Below are 17448 nucleotides of genomic sequence, written 5' to 3'. Positions count from 1 at the left end.
CGATCGCAACGGACAAGTGACGCTCGTTGCGACACATCCAGGCAGCATGACACAAGCTTTTGCCCTATTTTCTGTTCAGTGCCCTCTAGCCCTTAATCTGAGCCATCAGCGCAGCATCATCCCAGTAGGAAGACACCTGCTGAATCTTGCCGGACTCGTGCACTGCAAACACACTAATTCCTTCACCCATTCCCGGCTTCCCGCTCTTTCCCAACACTCGCATCGTCCACTTTACAGCGGCTCCATTGCCAGCAATAAAAACATTGTCCTGAGAAAGCTCTAACTTCTCAAACGCCATTGAGAGCAGTCCAAAGAAAGCTGGAGCATTCTCACGCGCTTTGCTCGGCGGTTTGCCAACCGGATCACAGATAAGCGCATCTTCGGTAAATAGTTCCACCCATCCAGCTAAGTTCATGGATTGAAGATTGTCAAAGTAAGCAGTCACCAGATTTTGAATTAACTCAGGGGACATCAGGACTCTCCTTCTGAATTGCTAAATTCTAATAGTACGCGATCGAGTATCCAACCTAGGCATTGGCTCACAGAATGGTTCGGACGCACTTCAAGCAGCAACCTTCTGATACCGAATCCTTGCTGGCTTTCCAGGTTTGTTGAATTTCAGTCAGGTAGGGAGAGAGACGGTGCTTCACAAACTTGACCATCGCAGCATTATCCAGCAGGACGATAAAGATCCCCTTTGTGATTTGTCGATCCTGAATCTGTTGACGGACGGCAGTTGCTAGCAGTGGAATAGCTCGACCTGCTGGCTGGAGATCGGGTCTCACATAGAGGGCACTATAGCGCACTGTATCTACAGCAATTCGATGCACAATGTTCCAGCCAACAACCTGTCCTTGATGACGCAACCCGAAACTAAAACGCGGCTCGATTAGGTGTTCTTCACGAAATGGGCAGAGTTCAGGCGGATAGTTCAAGAGACTACTGCGTTGCTGTTGAATGGTTTCTCGGTCTTGGAGCGTCAATTCTGACCAAGGAAAGGGGGTCAAGGAAGTGGGTAATGGGTAGTTTAACCAAGGAGCATTCTGAACAAGATGCCTCTGGATGACACACATTAAGCCAAAAGGAGCACCTGGAGACCAGTTGAGTTGCTCTAGAATTCGGTCTAGCACAGGTGTCATCAGGTTGACTGTATAGTGTAACTCGACTTCGACACAACCTGCATCGATTAAAGTTTGCTCCATGCGATCGAGGAGTGCTTTTCCCAATCCTCGGCGGCGATGAGCGGGTTCGACATAGAGAGAACAGATTCTTGAGCGTCGATCGCGGTGTGAATACTCCGCTAAGATTAACCCACAGGGCTGCGATTGGTGTTGTACGCCGATGGCAAAAGATCCGTGGATCGCGCTCAGTTGGGAACGAAACATCGGGGATGTTAACCGCTCATAGTCAGGAGCAGTCATAGGGTCTAAAAGGCGAAATTCATACATACCGTTTGCCTTGACAGATTGTTCTACCCTTCAAATCATTCTAGTTTGTAGTTCTGAACTGTCCTTGATATCCCTCAGACCACCCTTTACGGTGTCCTTTAGAGTATTCTTCTTCCTGTCCTGGAAACTTATCCGGAGACGGCTGTTTTCCACAATATCCATCTCGATACCCTGCTTGGTAGGCTTCAGATGATGATTGAGAAGAATTGTTCCAAAACATAGTTTATTCCCTCGTTTTTAGTGAGTGTGCTTTAAAGCCTTTTCACTGCGTCGAACACCTGCCCCGGAATAGAATTCGGGGCTAACTGTGCGAAATCCCTTCAGGACTAAAGATACTTGATTTGTCTTTCAGTCCCCTTCAGTGGACTTCGTTTTACTGGTTCCCCGAATTCTATTCTGGGGCGGGCGTGAACGCAGCGAGAAATCTTAAAACACACCCTAGGCATTTTCAGATGCTGCGATTGATTTCAACATTTTATCTTCAGATGCTGCGATAGATGCTGCGATTAATTCCGACATTCTATCTAACGCTTGATTCACCAGTTGCACAGCTTCAGCCCTTGTCATCGCTTGTTCACCCCGAAAGGTGTTATCTGGATATCCAACACTAATACCATAGCGATCGATTAAGGACTGCAAGTCTTTGTAATAGTACTGAGTTGGGTCAACGTCGGTCAGTTGACTTACGGATGTGATGTCAGACATAGTGTATGCTCCTGAATTCTAAACTTAGCGACAAAGGTGGCTGAATCAACCTCGTGGGTATTGAAACAACGATCGAGGAAGGCTGCTTAGGACAGTGAGTGCTGCCTTAAGAGTTAGTGGACTTGCATCTAACGCTCTTAAGAGCTAGAAGGTGTCCTGTTATTTGGTCGCAATTCGGATGGGAGGCTCTACATCAGATGGATCGCAAGGTTCCCCGACTCTACCGGACTCCAAGGTAGCCATTGCCTCTTCCTTGGTGAAACAGTAGCCTTGTTCTTTGCCTAACTCAACCGCTAACTCACACAGGTTGTCTGGAGTGGTTGCTGCTTTGAGTCGCTCTTGCAGCATCGGGTCTTTCAAATACTGGGCGTAGAACTGTTCGAGATCCGTTGTCGGTTTGATGGGATTTGTCGTCATGTCCTTTCTCCTTAATGTTGTGTTGCGTAGGTACCAAGCAACTTAAATGGTATTTGTGGTTGAACTCTTCAACTGATGCACAATGTCAGTATCAGTTGAGCTTGGTGCAAATACTAGATTGTTGTTTGATCCACACCAACTATCCTAGAAACGAATTGATGATTCTCAAATCCATAAATCTCATATCAATTCTCATGTTGTAAAAATTACTCGTGTTGTCAATCTCGATCGAATCTGGTTGAATCACCACAGGTAGAACATTGATCGTGCTAGAGTCCCGCTAATGCACACCATTGAGAATGTACTATGGTTCGATTTTGGATGCTCGTATTAGGGCTAATGGCTGGATTAAGCGATCGCGCTTTCGCTCAGGTTGTACCGGATTTGACCTTGCCGGTGGGAGAGCGATCGCGCATTTCCGGCACTGCTGATACTCAAATCGACGGCGGTGCAATCCGAGGCAGCAACTTATTTCATAGCTTTCAGCAGTTCTCGATTCCCACAGGTGGCAGTGCTTCGTTTAACAATGCTCCGAACATTACGAACATTATTACTCGCGTCACTGGAAGTAGTGGCTCTAACATTGATGGACTAATTCGAGCAAATGGAACAGCCAATCTATTCTTAATCAATCCCAACGGAATCGTGTTTGGTGCCAATGCTCGATTAGAACTTGGGGGATCATTTCTTGCGAGTACCGCCGATCGCTTGATGTTTGACAACGAATTTGGGTACAGTGCTGGCGATCCCCAGGCTCCACCCTTGCTGACGATTAGTGCGCCGATTGGGTTGCAGTATGGAGGCAGAGCGGGGGAAATGCGATCGCAAGGAGCCATTCTACAAGTTCCGACTGGTCAAACCTTAGCCCTAGTGGGTGGCAATGTTGCCATTGAGGGTGGAGAATTATTCGCACCTGGAGGACGGGTGGAATTAGCAGGGATTGCAACAGGTGAGGTGGGACTGAGGCAGCAGGGGCAGGACTGGCGGTTGAGTGTCCCGGATGGATTGACGAGGGCGGATGTCTCGATCGGTGGTGATGCGATCGTCGATGTTAGTTCTGGCGGCGGTGGCAGCATTGCGATTACCGTCCGCAACTTCACAGGCAATGGACTCGGCACAGGAATATTCGCAGGCATCGCAGCAGGGTTAGGAACTGTCGAGGCTCAAGCAGGAGACATTGACATTAATGCTACGGAAGTTATAAATCTCGATGAAATGCAGCTCACCAATCAAGTTGCAGAAGGCGGCACAGGCAATGCAGGTAACATCAATATCACCACCGGCACCCTTTCTCTCACCAACGGGGTGCAAGTGTTTGCTGTCACCGTGGGACAAGGCAATGCCGGGAATATCACGATTACGGCAAGAGATCGGGTGTCCTTCGATGGCGAGGACAGCGATGGAGTCCCCAGCGGTGCTTTCAATCAGGTGGCACCTGGAGCGATCGGTCAGGGCGGCAACATCAGTATCACCACAGGCACACTTTCTCTCACCAATGGGGCGCAAGTGGCTGCTGTCACGTTTGGACAAGGCAATGCTGGAACTATCGCGATTACGGCAAGAGATCGGATGTCCTTCGATGGCGAGAGCAGCAATAGAGTCCCCAGCAGGGCTACTAGCCAGGTGGAATCTGGAGCGATTGGTCAGGGCGGCAATGTCAGCATCACAACAGGTACGCTCATCTTTCGCAATGGGGCACGAGCATCATCTACTACTGTAGGTGAAGGAGCAAGCGGAAATTTGACCGTGAAAGCCACGGATTCAATACAACTTGTTGGAACGACCTCGGATGGTGAAGTGCCTAGCGGCTTGTTTTCTTCAACTGGCGGTCGTGGCAGTGCGGGGAATATAGATATTGACACAAAAAATCTTATCATCCTCAATGGGGCACGAGCATCATCTAGTACTACGGGTGAAGGAGCAGGCGGAAATTTGACCGTGAAAGTCACTGACTCGGTACAGCTCATTGGAACATCGACAGGTGCGGAGGCTCCTATTCTTGGAGTACCAGCAGGTGGGCAATTTCCTAGCGCCTTGCTTGCTGGGGCTGGAAATCGTGGCAATGCAGGGAATATAAGCATTGCCACAAGAAATTTAATCGTCCGCGATGGGGGAGTCGTGTCATCGGGTACCGTGGGTGCAGGGGCGGGCGGAGATTTAACCATAAATGCCGCAGACTCGATACAAGTCATTGGAGTCCCAGCAGATGGTCTATCCCTCCCCAGTCTATTGACCGCACAAGCAAACGCTAGTGGCAGTGCTGGAGATATTACGCTGAACACCAGGCAACTCATAATCGGTGATGGGGGAACGGTTACAGGTCAACAAACGATCTCAAGGGCAACTGGAAGTGTCGGAAATATTCGCATCACAGCAGACTCGCTGTTTGTGGGAAACAATGCCAGTCTCACCGTCGAAGACCGAAGCACTGTAGCTCGTCAAAGAACCGAATCTGTTGGCAATATCGACATTCAAAGCAACTCGCTGAAGGTCGATCGCGGTGTGATCTCTGCCGAAACTGCTAACACTGATGGCGGCAACATTGGTCTCGGTGTCCAGAATATCTTGCTATTGCGAAACGGCGGACGCATCTCAACCAATGCAGGAACGGCTGAAGCAGGCGGTAACGGAGGGAATATCAGCATTAACGGTAACTTCATTGTGGCAGTACCCGAAGAAAACAGTAATATTAGTGCAAATGCTTTTACGGGTCGGGGTGGCAATATTCGCATCACCACGCGAGGACTGTTCGGGATTGAACCTCGATCGAGTACCACCACCGGACTAAGCAGCATTACCGCCAGTTCGCAGTTTGGTATCAGTGGCACGATTACTTTGAACCAACCCGATGTTGATCCAAACCGAGGACTCGTGCAATTGCCCACGGAGCTACAGGATACGAGCGGCTTGATTGCGAGTACTTGTCCAGCGGATGAGGGCAATTCGTTTGCGATTACGGGGCGCGGTGGGATACCTGAAGATCCGAGACAGCCCTTGATGGGCGACAGTGTTTGGTTAGACGATCGAGCTACAGCACAACCGCAATCCATCATCCCAAATCCGACTCCTCAGATTGTCGAAGCACAAGGATGGATTCGCGATCGTAATGGACAAGTAACTTTAGTCGCTGCTCATCCAGGTGGCATGACCCAACCTTCCCAATCGATTCTCTGTTCCTTGCTCAAGCACGATCGCTAGAAGTTTGGGTCTACAGTTTCTTCTTTGCTCAAACTAGCGAAATCATCGCATAATCGATGTTAGAGGTGGATAAACTCAATTGAAACGTGACTGTATCATGACTCAAGCCAAGCTCAGATTTAACACAATCGACGAATATCTCGATTATGACGATGGCACCGATACTCGATACGAACTGGTGAACGGAGAGTTGATTGCTTTGCCAAATGAAGAGCCGATTAATCCGACGATCGCGATGGTGTTGGTCAGTTGTTTTCTGCAACTCGGCATTTCACCCTACCGATTAGCGATCGGACATCAAATTCAAGTTCAATCGAATGAAGTCTCAGCCCGACAGCCTGATCTGATCATTCACACCGAAGAATCGATCCGCGCTCTCCTCGCCGGAGAACGGCTCATCCGGCTCGAAATGCCTGCTCCCCTGATCGTGATAGAAGTTGTATCACCTGGCAGTCCGAGCAGCAAGAACTATCAGCGCGATTACGTGGAAAAGCCGAGAGAATATGCAGCACGAGGCATTCCTGAGTTGTGGCAGATTGATCCGAGTCGAGCCGTGGTGAATGTGCTGGAACTGGTGAACGGAGCTTATCAATCCTGTCCGTTTGGCGGTGATGATCCGATCGTGTCGCCGCAATTTCCAGCGCTACAATTAACCGCAGCACAAATTCTAGCCGCGCAGCTTTAATCGTTTACTTCTCTAGATAGCGATCGCAATTGACAAGCCGTATTCGTTGAAACGTAGAGCGACTGATGCACTGATTGAACAGACCTGCTAGTCTTTCAGGACTGCGAAGCAATGAGCAGAAAATAAGCAACTGCAATTCCAGCAAGGATTAAACTCGATTTGGAAACAGGTTGTTTCTTGCCTTGAGTCATCTTAATCGCAGCATCCGCAATAAAACCCACTGCCATCCCATCCGCAACCGAGAACGTCAGCGGCATAATCAAGATCACCAGAAAAGCAGGAATCGCTTCAGCTAAGTTATTCCAGTCGATCGCTTTAACACAACTCATCATCAAGACTCCAATCATAAGCAGAATCGGTGCAGTCGCAAATGCCGGAATCGCAGCAAAGAGTGGCGCGAACACTGCTGAAACCAGAAATAACATTGCAACCACGATCGCCACAAAACCACTGCGCCCACCTTCAAAGATTCCAGAAGCAGAGTCAAGATAAGGAATCACGGGCACACTGCCAAAAAGCGCTCCAGAGATTGTGCCGAGAGAATTCGCCAGTAGAGCTTGCTTCGATCGATGCAATTCTCCATCAGGCTTCACACGGTTTACCTGTTGTCCTAAAAAGTTCAGTGAGCTAATCGTATCTGCGAAACAAACAAACAGCAGCATAAATACAGCAGCAACGAAATTTCCGAGTTGTGACCCGGTAAGATACTGACTTCCCGCGATCGCTTGCCCAACTAGATCGATCGGCAACTCTGGGATCGTCAGAATCTTGTTCGGCAAAGGAGCAACACCAGAGAGCCAGCCGAGACTTGCTGTACCAAGAATTCCGATTAACATTGCTCCTTTGACCCGCCGAACCGTTAGAATTGCCGTCAGCAAGATTCCAGTGATCGCAATCAAGGTCGCGGGCTGCTTTAGAGAGCCTAAAGCAGTCGTCGTTGCAGTGCTGCTTACAATGATACCTGCTCCCAAACTTGGAGGTGCAACCTTGCCAGAAAGCGCAATGTAAGAAAGGAACAATCCCAAACCTACGATCATTGCCTGCTTGAGCGAGTTGGGAATGGCATCAATGAGATGACGACGAAATGGACTGAGTACCAGTGCTGTAAACAGAATTCCTTCAACAAAGGTGGCAGTTAGGGCAAGCCGCCAATTCATGCCCATGTTGAGCACGATCGAGAACGTAAACAAAGCCGCAGTTCCTGTACCCGGTGCTAATGCAAATGGATAATTTGCCAGGAGTCCGATGAGACTTGTTGCGATCGCAGAACACAGAACCAGCGCTACCAAAACTTGCTCAAACAAATCTCCGGGCTGATTTAAAAATATCGCGTTTCCTAGAATATGAGCATTGACCACCAGGACTGGAGCGGTAGCCATAAATGTTGTGAAGCTAGCAAGCAATTCAGTTCGATAGCACGTTCCTAACTGTTCAAAGCGGAAAAAACAACTGATTCGCTCAGACATAGGCAACATGAGCGCAATTTTTGATTTATTCATGAGGAGTACAAAGAATGACAATGGAATAGAAGCGGAGCTTTGCTTAACAGCCTCGATCGCGCATCGGAGGGCTATCTATTTCGGTTGCTTTGGAGAGGGCAAGCTGTTGTCTCACTTGTGAAACGGTGCAGTGTTGATAAGTGCTAAAGTCGAGTTGATTTAGATTTCTAGGCTGTATCGATCGACCATACTCAAATCCCGCATCAAAGCACTGAAAGTCTTTCCACGAAAAGCGGTATTTTCTGGGATACACAGTGGATGAAGCAAACTTATACAACTGTTTGTGTAGCCAAGTGGTTTGCAAGTCATTTCCCATTGTGAAGCCTCGAATAAAGGCTTCATCTGGTAGAGAATGTCCTCGATTGAGAATCACATGAAGGCAATCATGCCCGTAGAGGTTAATTTTTCCAGGAAGCGCGATCGGGCTATGCGGATGTTCAAGCAACCAGTTCATGAATGGGATGTCGGCTGCACTATCGATCGCTAACTGTTGCACTGCGTTATGCAAAGTACAGCGATTCGGGTCGATATAAAAGTCTGATTCTAGGTGATCAATCGGTACTTGCTTCGGTTGAAAAGCCAGATGGAATTGAATGTCCATTGTTAAGTTCATGGTTTCGATAGCGCTGAACGAAAGCGAATAGGATTTGCTCTTTCGTTTGCTTGCTGATCATCTTGGCGATTACCTCGAAGTTTTGAAATCCATAAAGCTCATAGAAAATCTCATAGAAACTACCGCAATGGCTCTGTGGCGATCGCGCCCAATCCAACAGAAGGTTGTGTGAGAAAACTTGTCCAAGTCTTGTCTAAATCTGCATTGTTCGGCTGCGATCGCTTAGCTTCCGCAAGTATAGTCAGGGCATCATACCAAATCCCTTGTTCACCGTATCGAGATGCCTGTTGCAACGCATTCTGTGAATTCGGTAACTCAGTCGATGGCTCCCGACGAACCAAGGCAGTCACAACCGGATCATTGGGGCTAGGTCGAGCGCCGCATACGAGCACGATCGCCCATTGATAGGTTTTGCCAACTTCGAGAGGCGGCGAATCCTCAGTCGCTTGAATGCCGATGATGCCCGGTTGTCCGGTAATCGGAACGAAGCGTTGAGAATGAGACTGAGTGCCCTGTCTGATGCTGAGAACGATTTGACGAGCAGAAGTTTGAGGCACATACACCCAAAATGTGGGGCGGGCTGACTGGGTTAAGCCGGAATGATTACCGGGAACAAGAGCCGTGAGGGATAGCTTCTCAGTGGCTTGGTTGAGCGCGATCGCTGAATTATCTTGGGAACATCGTCGATCGTCTCGTGATCCTGCTCCTCTAGTGGTACCGGGTGTTCCGTCTTCTGGCGGCGGTTTAAATAGAATCGGGGCATTTAGACCGTTGGAGCGTTCTAACGGCTGATTTGAGGATTGAGCAATCTCCTGAACCGCAGGTCGCGCTGCTCCAATTCCTGTGAGTAAGAGCCATGTCACTATAAGCGTCAACAATGCTTTGACCTTCATCGCCTTTCTCCCAATTAGTAAGCTACTCAACCATCCTAAAATTGAATTGACAAGGTTGATATCTGTTAATCTCATACAAAATCTCATAAATGCTGTTTTAATTGCTGCTCGATCGCGGTTTGATTTTCCTTGGTTTCCGATTGCTTCAAATACTCGATCGCAATCCGTCCAGCCGTGGGATAGTCTTGTTTAGCTTGTAATAGTAATATCAAAGTGTGCTGAAATCGCAGATGATCCAATTGTTTGTTTGTGACTAGCCAGAGCGCGATCGCACTTCCCCACAATCCCAGCAATGCAGGCGCAACAGGTAGCCACCATCCTAGTAGCAACGCCCCATAGCAACCGACCACGAGTCCACCACTCACGAACACAATTCCTACAATCAACCGAATTGAAGATTTGAATTGCCAACTGATCAAGGCTCCAATTCCTGCCCAGACTAAAATCCAGGCACTTTCTAAAGGTTCAGACCAAGGGCGAATCAGCGGTCGTCCCTCTAAAGCCGCACTTAAAAGCTGGCTGACAATGTTAGCGTGTAGCACAACTCCGGGCATTGGCTGAGATGCACCCATCCAGCGATCGCTGTAAGGCGTTTGAAACACATCTTTGACACTTTCTGCGGTGGTTCCAATCAAAACAACGCGACCACGCAAACTTTCTGACGGAATTTGACGCTTTAGAACTTGCTGCAAAGAGAACGTGGCAAAATTTGCCTCTGTCCCGCGATAGTTCAGAAGAATTTGATACCCTCCAGTTTCCGCACCGACATAGCCACCAGAGTTGTGCTTTAGTCGATCGAAGATCACTTTACCCAGCCGTAAGCGTTGATCCTCTGAATCTAACGACTCAGGCGTAATCTTGTCAGATTCTAGATAGCGTAGTGCCAGTTGGGTCGCTAAACTGTACTGAGCATTATTGTCAGACAAAATCGACAACAAGGCTCGTCGCACTGTTCCATCGCTATCCTCTACTTGATCAGAAAAACCAACCTGCTGCAATCGGCGCAATGTAGGAGGTGCTGCGACTCGGCTCCCGACAACTTTCTCAATTCCAAACAGATTTGGTGTCGATTGAAAGACTTGCACAAGATCTTGATGTCCTGGCTCTACAGGCAAATCTCGATAGTTATCTAAGCCGATCGCTCGTGGTTTTTGTGCTTTGATAATGTTAATTGTTTGAGCTAAGACACGATCGGGAATCGGATAGCCAAATTGCTTTAAATCGGACTCCTCGATCGTCACAATTGCAATTCGTTCATCACGCGATTCTACAGGTCGCCACCGCAGAAACTGATCAAACAGATTCAATTCCCAGCCTTGCAGAAATCCTAAGATCCGGAGTAGCAGAACGGGCGCTGTCACTGCGATCGCAACTTTCGGAATGCAGCGAAAGCGAATCCGCTGTTTAGGAACCTCCTGATTGGCTTTCTGTCTTGCTCCTGCCAAAATGTGATTTGCCTGCTCAACGGCTTCTAATGCGAGTTGAGCTTCTCGCTTGGCAAGCTCCTGACTAGCTCCTAAAAACTGATAGTCTTGATCCGCGAGACTTTTTCCCAATGCCCAAGCGAGTGCATCTTGCAACGATTCACCCCGTAATAAGCAAGCAGTCTCTTGTTTTCCACTAGCAATCCAGGTCTCGCAGAGCGGCGCGTAAGGGCGAAGATAGCTTAGTTGTTGGCTTACCCAATCTCGATGAAAAATGGCGCGATAAATCGGGTTTTTGACCACCAGTTGCCCTCGCTGATTTGACACTAACCCCGATAACAAAAGTTCAATCTGTTCATCGCTGCCATCAAAAGGAACAACTGTATCTAGCACTTGTTGATACAGTCCAAGTCGCTTGATTGATCGCTCCGGGTTGCTGAGCAAGCGATCGCGAATCGTTCTCAAGTGTTCCGGCTCATCCTGGAATTCCCAAGATTGCAGAATGAACTGCTGTACGATCTCCGTGATGTGAGAACGATCGTCTGAAGTTGACCGCGATTGTTCTACAACGAATCGACATAATTTCTGTGTTAGAAAAGGCTGTCCACCCGTCCAAGTCAGAATTTCTTCAAGTGCGAGTTGAGGATTGTTGACCGCATCCGTTAAACCTTGCGCTAATGGTTGAGCTTCGGACAACTGAAAGCCATCGAGCGCGATCGCGGTTCCAATATTAAACGGTGTTCGCTGGGAATCCGTGATTAGATCTGAAGGTCTTGCTACCCCCAACAAAGCGAATGTAAGTCGTTGATACTCTGGATCAAGACTGCGGCGATTATAGCAAGCGCGAATCAGGGCGAAAAAATCCTGCATCGAGAATTCTAAACTACAAACACTATCGACCTCATCGAGAAAAATCACTAAATTTGGACGCGATCGATCCGCAGTCTTCACTTCAACTAAAAGAACGGTTTCGATCCATTGTCCCAATCGTTGCACCGGAGACAGATCCTGCCGTTCCTGCCACCAGGTTTTCAGATTGACCGACTGCACCAAATCAAACGCTTGCCAAAGCTCAACCGCTAATCCCTTGTACCACTGCTCTAGCGTCACATTTTGACTGCCAATCCGGGACAGATCGATCGCAGCACAAGCAACCCCTAGATCCTGAAGTTGATGAAAGGCACGCACCATCAGGCTAGATTTGCCCATTTGCCGAGCATTAAAAATGTAGCAAAACTGCCCCGTACTTAAAGCGCGATCGAGATCGAGATCTGCCTGTCGCCTCACATAGTTCGGATCATTCCAACGGAGGCTGCCCCCAATCTGGTAGTTATTCATATCACACAGCTTTCTCCGTTCTCTATGACTTTAGGAACCCTTTCCTCATTTAATCCCTTATGCTTAATAATTAAATGCTGAAACCTCATAAAAAAACTCATGAAAAAACTCATAAATTGCTTTTCAGTGTGATTGAATTGCGGAGGATAAGCGAGATAAGTTGTGGTCATCGCTGGTTCAAGACTTGTCACATTCATCTATGGGGGCGGTTCTCTATGAAGCTGGATCATCTTTTTGAGATTCTCAATCGCGAACTCGTTTCTGGCAACAATCGCCCATTAAATTCTACAGAAACGCTGCTGCTTCAAGGAATTTGGCAGTATCAGACCTATAGCCAGATTGCCGACGAAATCGGCTATAGTCCTGGTTATCTCACCAATGTCGTGGCTCCAGAATTGCTTCATCGGCTGTCTCAACTGGCAGGTCAACGCCTCACGAAGAAAAACTGTCGCATCATTCTAGAATCCCTTGTGGCTCAGTCCACCTCAGAAACTCGTCCACCGAAGTCCTATACGCCTCCGGTTGCCCCAAGCGCGTTACCGTCGTTTCCCAGTGGTCCGATCGCGGTCAACTCTCCTTTCTACATCGCCCGCCCGCCGATCGAAACCCAAGTCTTTGAAGAACTCCAAAAACCTGGAGCCTTGGTGCGAGTAAAAGCGCCCAAAGAAATGGGAAAAACTTCTTTGCTTTTACAGGTATTGCATCAGCTTGATCAACGGGAATATCGCACGGTTTACCTGAGTTTAGAACAGATCGATCGTGCGATTTGCGATGACCTGAATCGCTTTTTGCGCTGGCTCTGTGTGAGTGTGTCACATCAGTTACAACTCGAACCTAAACTCGACGAATACTGGGACGATGATATTGGTAGCAAAGTCAGTTGCACCCTTTACTTTCGCAACTATCTCTTATCTCAACTCAAGGTTCCGCTCGTTTTAGCGTTGGATGAAGTCAACCAGCTTTTTGAGCATCCGCTGGTTGCCCAAGATGTCCTACCCTTGTTGCGGTCTTGGTATGAAGAAGCAAAACGGCTCCCAATCTGGCAGAATTTCCGTCTGATTATGGTGCATTCAACCGAGGTGTACGTGCCGCTTCAACTGAATCAGTCACCCTTTAACGTTGGGTTTGCGGCTCAGTTAACCAGCTTCACGCTAGAGCAAGTTCAACAACTCGCGCAGCGCTATCATCTCGACTGGGAGAGTAACAACGCAGCTCACCAACTGATGAATTTAGTCGGCGGACATCCTGCCCTGATTCACGTTGCACTTTACTATCTCAGTCGAGGCGAGTTGACGCTCGATCGATTGCTCGAAGTTGCGCCGACTTCGACGGGCATCTATCAACACCATTTACAGCGTCACTGGGTCACGCTTCAGGAACAGCCTGCCTTAGCTCATGCGTTCGGGAGACTCTTAGGTGCGACTGAGCCAATTCACACAGAATCCACGCTTGCTCACAAGTTGACCAGCATGGGATTGATTCATCAATCAGGCAACGAAGCGATCGTGAGTTGTCAGCTATATCAGCAATATTTTCGGGAGATGCTGGATCGCTGTACAACGGAATAGCGAAATTTCTTGAGTCTTATTCGGAGCAATCGAATACGATCGCTAACAAAGTTTGACCCGCTGAAACCGTTTGCCCCTGGGTGCAGTAAAGATCAGCGATTCTTCCAGATGCGTCTGCTGTGATAGCAATCTCCATTTTCATCGCTTCAAGAATCACTAATCGATCGCCCTCTGCCACAGTATCCCCCGGCTTGACTAAAATTTGCCAGACATTCGCCGAGACATGAGCAACCACTGCCTCACTATCGGCAGGCAATTGAATTTCAGGCGCTGCAATTTGATCGGTTTGTGCGGCTTCTAGGGTTTCTTGGCGAGTGAATTCTCCCGCTGCCGCCCATCGATCTCGTTCTGCTTGGAATGCTGCGCGTTGTTTGGTTCTAAACGCTGCAATGTCATCGGCATTCGATCGCAGAAATTCATTGTAGTTTCTCAGACTAAAGGTTTCTTCTTCGATTCTGAGTTTGAGCTTGCCTTGAATCAGCGCTTCTCGATCGTGTAAGAGTTGCTCTGCTGAAACCGGATAGTACCGAATTTGATCAAAAAAGCGCAATAACCACGGTTGCGTAAAGTCTTCAGTTTGCTTGTATCGATTCCAAATCGGCACCGTCCGCCCCACAAACTGATAGCCACCCGGACCTTCCATGCCATAGATACACAGATACGCACCACCGATCCCGACCGCGTTTTCTGGTGTCCAAGTTCGGGCAGGATTGTATTTTGTGGTGACTAAGCGATGACGTGGATCAAGCGGGGTTGCCACAGGTGCACCAAGATAGACATCTCCTAAGCCTAAGACAAGGTAACTCGCATTAAATACAATTTCTTTGACTTGCTCGATGTTCTCTAAGCCATTGATCCGTCGAATAAATTCAATATTGCTCGGACACCAAGGCGCATCGGAGCGTACCGATTGTATGTACTTCTGAATCGCTAACTGAGTCGATTCATCATCCCAAGATAGCGGCAGATGAACAATGCGCGTCGGAACTTCGATACGATCGATGTTTGGAAGTTCTGATTCTGCTTGAGTTAAAAGGGCAATCAGTTCTTGAACGGGAATGATCCGGCTATCGTAGTGAATTTGAAGCGATCGGATTCCCGGTGTGAGGTCGATAATTCCTGGAATGTGATTCGCTGTGAGCCATTCAATCAGTGCATGAACACAGAATCGTAAATTTAGATCAAGCACCAGATCGCCGTATTCGACCAGAAGATATTTATCTCCCGCTTGACGATAAGTGACGGGAATTTGATCAGCATCAAGACTCTGCTGAAGAATCGGAGACTGTTGTGTGACTTGAAGTGGAGCCGATTTTGGCAGCGGTGTGAGGGTTGCGATCGCTTGATCTTGAGCGAGTTCTTGATCGCGGGCTGCATCCGCAGTGAACTGATAAAATCGCACCGTATCACCCGGTTTTAACTGTCCGATTTTCCACAGTTCAGACTGGACGATCGTAGCAGGACACACAAAACCACCGAGACTGGGACCATCGTGCGCGAGAATAATCGGCATATCTCCGGTAAAATCGATTGTCCCGATCGCATAAGCATTATCGTGAATATTAGACGGATGTAAGCCTGCTTCTCCGCCGTCAGTTCGTGCCCAGTTGGGTTTGGGTCCGATCAGTCGAATTCCTGTTCGAGCAGAGTTGTGATGGATGATCCAATCGGTTGAGAAAAACGTCTCAATGTCTTCGGGCGTGAAGAAATCCGGTGCGCCATGCGGTCCGTAGAGAACACCAATTTGCCATCGATCAGAACATTGTTCTTTGTACTGTGAAATCAGTTCCGGTGAACAGTGCTGAGATTGAATTTGAACATCACTTTTCTCGATATGCAGCACATCCCCGGTTCTTAGAGTTCGTCCGGCATGTCCGCCAAATTTTCCTAGCGTAAACGTCGATCGACTTCCTAAATATTCCGGCACATCTAACCCGTTCTGAAAAGCGATGTAAGTTCGATAGCCAGCCCCTTGAATGCCTTTAAGCTTGAGCGTGCTGCCTGCGGGCACTGGAATTGCTGTCCAATACTCGACAGGCTGCCCGTTGAGCGTCGCTTGCATCACCGCGCCTGTGAGTGCGATCGTTGTATCACAGTTAAATCGCAACGTCGGACCTGTGGCTGTACATTCCAAACCCGCCGCAGATTCAGGATTACCAACAATTTGATTGGCGACTCGAAAGGCAAAATGATCGAGCGGTCCCGATGGAGGTACGCCAATATTCCAGTAGCCGACTCGTCCTGGATAGTCTTGGACAGTCGTGTAGGTTCCAGGCTCTAGAAGGTCGATCGTCGTCGGCTGATATGCAAACGACTGAAGAAACTTCGTGCTTACGGTTCCTGCTTGAAATTGTGCAGACGTGATGACTTGGCGCAGATAGTCTAAATTCGTTTCGATACCTGCGATCGTGGAATGCTCTAACACGGTTTGCAGTTGTGCGATCGCGCAAGGTCGATAATCTCCATGAACAATCACTTTTGCCAGCAGCGGATCATAGAAGGGTGTGACTTCTGTTCCCGCTTCGATCCATGAATCGATCCGAATCAAATCAGGAAAATTCACAGCATTGAGCAATCCAGAACTCGGCTGAAAGTTCTTGTTGGCATCTTCCGCATAGATTCGCACTTGAATCGAATGACCTTGGGGGCGATGTTGATAAGTTTTGAGAAATTCAGTTTCACCCGCTGCGACTCGAATCATCCATTCAACCAAATCGATTCTATTAACTTCTTCAGTGACTCCGTGTTCAACCTGCAAACGGGTGTTGACTTCAAGAAAATAAAACTGTTGCGTCTCGACATCAAACACATATTCGACTGTTCCTGCCGATCGATAGTTGACTGCTTTTCCCAATCGAACCGCTGCTTCGAGCAATTCTCGTCTGAGTTCATCGGTGATTCCGGGTGCGGGTGTTTCTTCGATTACTTTCTGATTGCGGCGCTGGGTCGAACAATCTCGCTCACCGAGTGCAATCACGGTTCCGGTTCCATCTCCGAAGATTTGAACTTCAAGGTGTCTTGCTGTCTCAATATACTTTTCTAGAAAAATGCCGCTTTGCTGAAAGTTCGATCGACTTAAGCGCTGTACTTTTTCATACGCATCGGATAGTTCAGCGTCGTTCATACACACCTGCATCCCGATTCCACCACCGCCTGCGGTACTCTTGAGCATCACCGGATATGCGATCGTGTTTGCCACCGTTTGCGCCTGCTCTAAGCTCTCTAGCAGCGAACTACCCGACAACATCGGCACTTGATTCTGTTGAGCAATTTCTCGCGCCGTGTGCTTCAGTCCAAAGCAGCGCAGTTGTTCAGGAGTCGGACCAATGAATACAATTCCTGCTGCCTCACACGCCTCGGCAAATTCAGCATTCTCGCTCAAAAATCCATAGCCAGGATGAATCGCTTCTGCGCCCGTTTGCTTGGCTACTTGAAGAATGCGATCGTACTTCAAGTAGCTCTCTGCTACCGGAGCCGTCCCGATGTTGACAGCTTCTGTTGCCATTGCTACGTGTTGAGCGTGAACATCGGCATCCGAGTAAACCGCAACCGAAGCAATGTTTAATCGATCGAGAGTGCGAATCACTCGACACGCAATCTCACCCCGATTAGCAACGAGAACTTTGCTGAACATACTTTTCCTGCTCAATCACAACAATG

The 17448-nt window shown here is 48.4% G+C and carries 13 protein-coding genes; 3 read left to right on the top strand and 10 right to left on the bottom strand.

Features of this window, described 5'->3' with window-relative positions; all coding sequences use genetic code 11:
* Positions 1 to 85: 85 nt before the first annotated feature.
* From NIES2104_RS05970 to NIES2104_RS05955, 5 genes are all read right to left on the bottom strand, one after another.
* Complete coding sequence (locus NIES2104_RS05970) at positions 86 to 472, bottom strand: nuclear transport factor 2 family protein (protein ID WP_058996683.1); 387 nt, start codon at positions 470 to 472, stop codon at positions 86 to 88.
* Between the two features lie 67 nt (positions 473 to 539).
* The gene (locus tag NIES2104_RS05965; protein WP_058996681.1) at positions 540 to 1421 is read right to left on the bottom strand and encodes an N-acetyltransferase; all 882 of its coding nucleotides are present in this window, start codon (positions 1419 to 1421) and stop codon (positions 540 to 542) included.
* 67 nt (positions 1422 to 1488) lie between these two features.
* A complete protein-coding gene (locus NIES2104_RS31600; RefSeq protein WP_156426878.1) occupies positions 1489 to 1668 on the bottom strand; it encodes a hypothetical protein in 180 nt (59 codons plus the stop codon).
* 218 nt (positions 1669 to 1886) lie between these two features.
* On the bottom strand, positions 1887 to 2153 hold the full coding sequence (locus NIES2104_RS05960; RefSeq protein WP_058996679.1) for an S-layer homology domain-containing protein: 267 nt from the start codon (positions 2151 to 2153) through the stop codon (positions 1887 to 1889).
* Positions 2154 to 2312: 159 nt separating this feature from the next.
* The gene (locus tag NIES2104_RS05955) at positions 2313 to 2570 is read right to left on the bottom strand and encodes a Nif11-like leader peptide family natural product precursor (RefSeq protein ID WP_058996677.1); all 258 of its coding nucleotides are present in this window, start codon (positions 2568 to 2570) and stop codon (positions 2313 to 2315) included.
* A 306-nt stretch (positions 2571 to 2876) separates the two neighbouring features.
* On the opposite strand from NIES2104_RS05955, the gene NIES2104_RS05950 reads away from it, so the two are divergent.
* Together NIES2104_RS05950 and NIES2104_RS05945 are read left to right on the top strand one after the other, a co-directional pair.
* On the top strand, positions 2877 to 5768 hold the full coding sequence (locus tag NIES2104_RS05950) for an S-layer family protein (protein WP_058996676.1): 2892 nt from the start codon (positions 2877 to 2879) through the stop codon (positions 5766 to 5768).
* A 97-nt stretch (positions 5769 to 5865) separates the two neighbouring features.
* Positions 5866 to 6453, top strand: a complete 588-nt coding sequence (locus tag NIES2104_RS05945) for a Uma2 family endonuclease (RefSeq protein WP_058996674.1) — start codon at positions 5866 to 5868, stop codon at positions 6451 to 6453.
* A 95-nt stretch (positions 6454 to 6548) separates the two neighbouring features.
* Here the strand turns inward: NIES2104_RS05945 and NIES2104_RS05940 are convergent, their stop codons facing one another.
* The 4 genes from NIES2104_RS05940 to NIES2104_RS05925 all read right to left on the bottom strand — a co-directional run bounded on the left by NIES2104_RS05940 (position 6549) and on the right by NIES2104_RS05925 (position 12220).
* Positions 6549 to 7919, bottom strand: coding sequence for an NCS2 family permease (locus tag NIES2104_RS05940; RefSeq protein ID WP_202815032.1), 1371 nt, complete (start codon positions 7917 to 7919; stop codon positions 6549 to 6551).
* Positions 7920 to 7995: 76 nt separating this feature from the next.
* On the bottom strand, positions 7996 to 8565 hold the full coding sequence (locus NIES2104_RS05935) for a hypothetical protein (protein WP_058996670.1): 570 nt from the start codon (positions 8563 to 8565) through the stop codon (positions 7996 to 7998).
* A gap of 119 nt (positions 8566 to 8684) precedes the next feature.
* A complete protein-coding gene (locus NIES2104_RS05930; protein WP_058996669.1) occupies positions 8685 to 9533 on the bottom strand; it encodes a DUF928 domain-containing protein in 849 nt (282 codons plus the stop codon).
* An 8-nt stretch (positions 9534 to 9541) separates the two neighbouring features.
* Positions 9542 to 12220 carry a CHASE2 domain-containing protein gene (locus tag NIES2104_RS05925; RefSeq protein ID WP_058996667.1) on the bottom strand — a complete coding sequence of 893 codons (2679 nt, stop codon included), beginning with the start codon at positions 12218 to 12220 and terminating at the stop codon, positions 9542 to 9544.
* 215 nt (positions 12221 to 12435) lie between these two features.
* On the opposite strand from NIES2104_RS05925, the gene NIES2104_RS05915 reads away from it, so the two are divergent.
* Complete coding sequence (locus NIES2104_RS05915; RefSeq protein WP_058996663.1) at positions 12436 to 13788, top strand: AAA-like domain-containing protein; 1353 nt, start codon at positions 12436 to 12438, stop codon at positions 13786 to 13788.
* Positions 13789 to 13804: 16 nt separating this feature from the next.
* On the opposite strand, the gene uca is transcribed toward NIES2104_RS05915, so the two are convergent.
* Positions 13805 to 17422, bottom strand: a complete 3618-nt coding sequence (gene uca, locus NIES2104_RS05910; protein ID WP_058996661.1) for an urea carboxylase — start codon at positions 17420 to 17422, stop codon at positions 13805 to 13807.
* Between the last annotated feature and the right edge of the window lie 26 nt (positions 17423 to 17448).

Source organism: Leptolyngbya sp. NIES-2104 (assembly GCF_001485215.1).
GTDB lineage: Bacteria > Cyanobacteriota > Cyanobacteriia > Leptolyngbyales > Leptolyngbyaceae > Leptolyngbya.
Note: the sequence above shows the minus strand (reverse complement) of the source record. Positions and strands in the feature narration are given on the sequence as shown.

Bases quoted from the DNA above. Each gene is read 5' to 3' on its own strand.
- NIES2104_RS05955 (WP_058996677.1), bottom strand. From the start codon at position 2,570: ATGACGACAAATCCCATCAAACCGACAACGGATCTCGAACAGTTCTAC.
- NIES2104_RS05930 (WP_058996669.1), bottom strand. From the start codon at position 9,533: ATGAGATTAACAGATATCAACCTTGTCAATTCAATTTTAGGATGGTTG.
- NIES2104_RS05960 (WP_058996679.1), bottom strand. From the start codon at position 2,153: ATGTCTGACATCACATCCGTAAGTCAACTGACCGACGTTGACCCAACT.
- uca (WP_058996661.1), bottom strand. From the start codon at position 17,422: ATGTTCAGCAAAGTTCTCGTTGCTAATCGGGGTGAGATTGCGTGTCGA.
- NIES2104_RS05935 (WP_058996670.1), bottom strand. From the start codon at position 8,565: ATGAACTTAACAATGGACATTCAATTCCATCTGGCTTTTCAACCGAAG.
- NIES2104_RS05965 (WP_058996681.1), bottom strand. From the start codon at position 1,421: ATGACTGCTCCTGACTATGAGCGGTTAACATCCCCGATGTTTCGTTCC.
- NIES2104_RS31600 (WP_156426878.1), bottom strand. From the start codon at position 1,668: ATGTTTTGGAACAATTCTTCTCAATCATCATCTGAAGCCTACCAAGCA.
- NIES2104_RS05925 (WP_058996667.1), bottom strand. From the start codon at position 12,220: ATGAATAACTACCAGATTGGGGGCAGCCTCCGTTGGAATGATCCGAAC.
- NIES2104_RS05940 (WP_202815032.1), bottom strand. From the start codon at position 7,919: ATGTCTGAGCGAATCAGTTGTTTTTTCCGCTTTGAACAGTTAGGAACG.
- NIES2104_RS05950 (WP_058996676.1), top strand. From the start codon at position 2,877: ATGGTTCGATTTTGGATGCTCGTATTAGGGCTAATGGCTGGATTAAGC.
- NIES2104_RS05970 (WP_058996683.1), bottom strand. From the start codon at position 472: ATGTCCCCTGAGTTAATTCAAAATCTGGTGACTGCTTACTTTGACAAT.
- NIES2104_RS05945 (WP_058996674.1), top strand. From the start codon at position 5,866: ATGACTCAAGCCAAGCTCAGATTTAACACAATCGACGAATATCTCGAT.
- NIES2104_RS05915 (WP_058996663.1), top strand. From the start codon at position 12,436: ATGAAGCTGGATCATCTTTTTGAGATTCTCAATCGCGAACTCGTTTCT.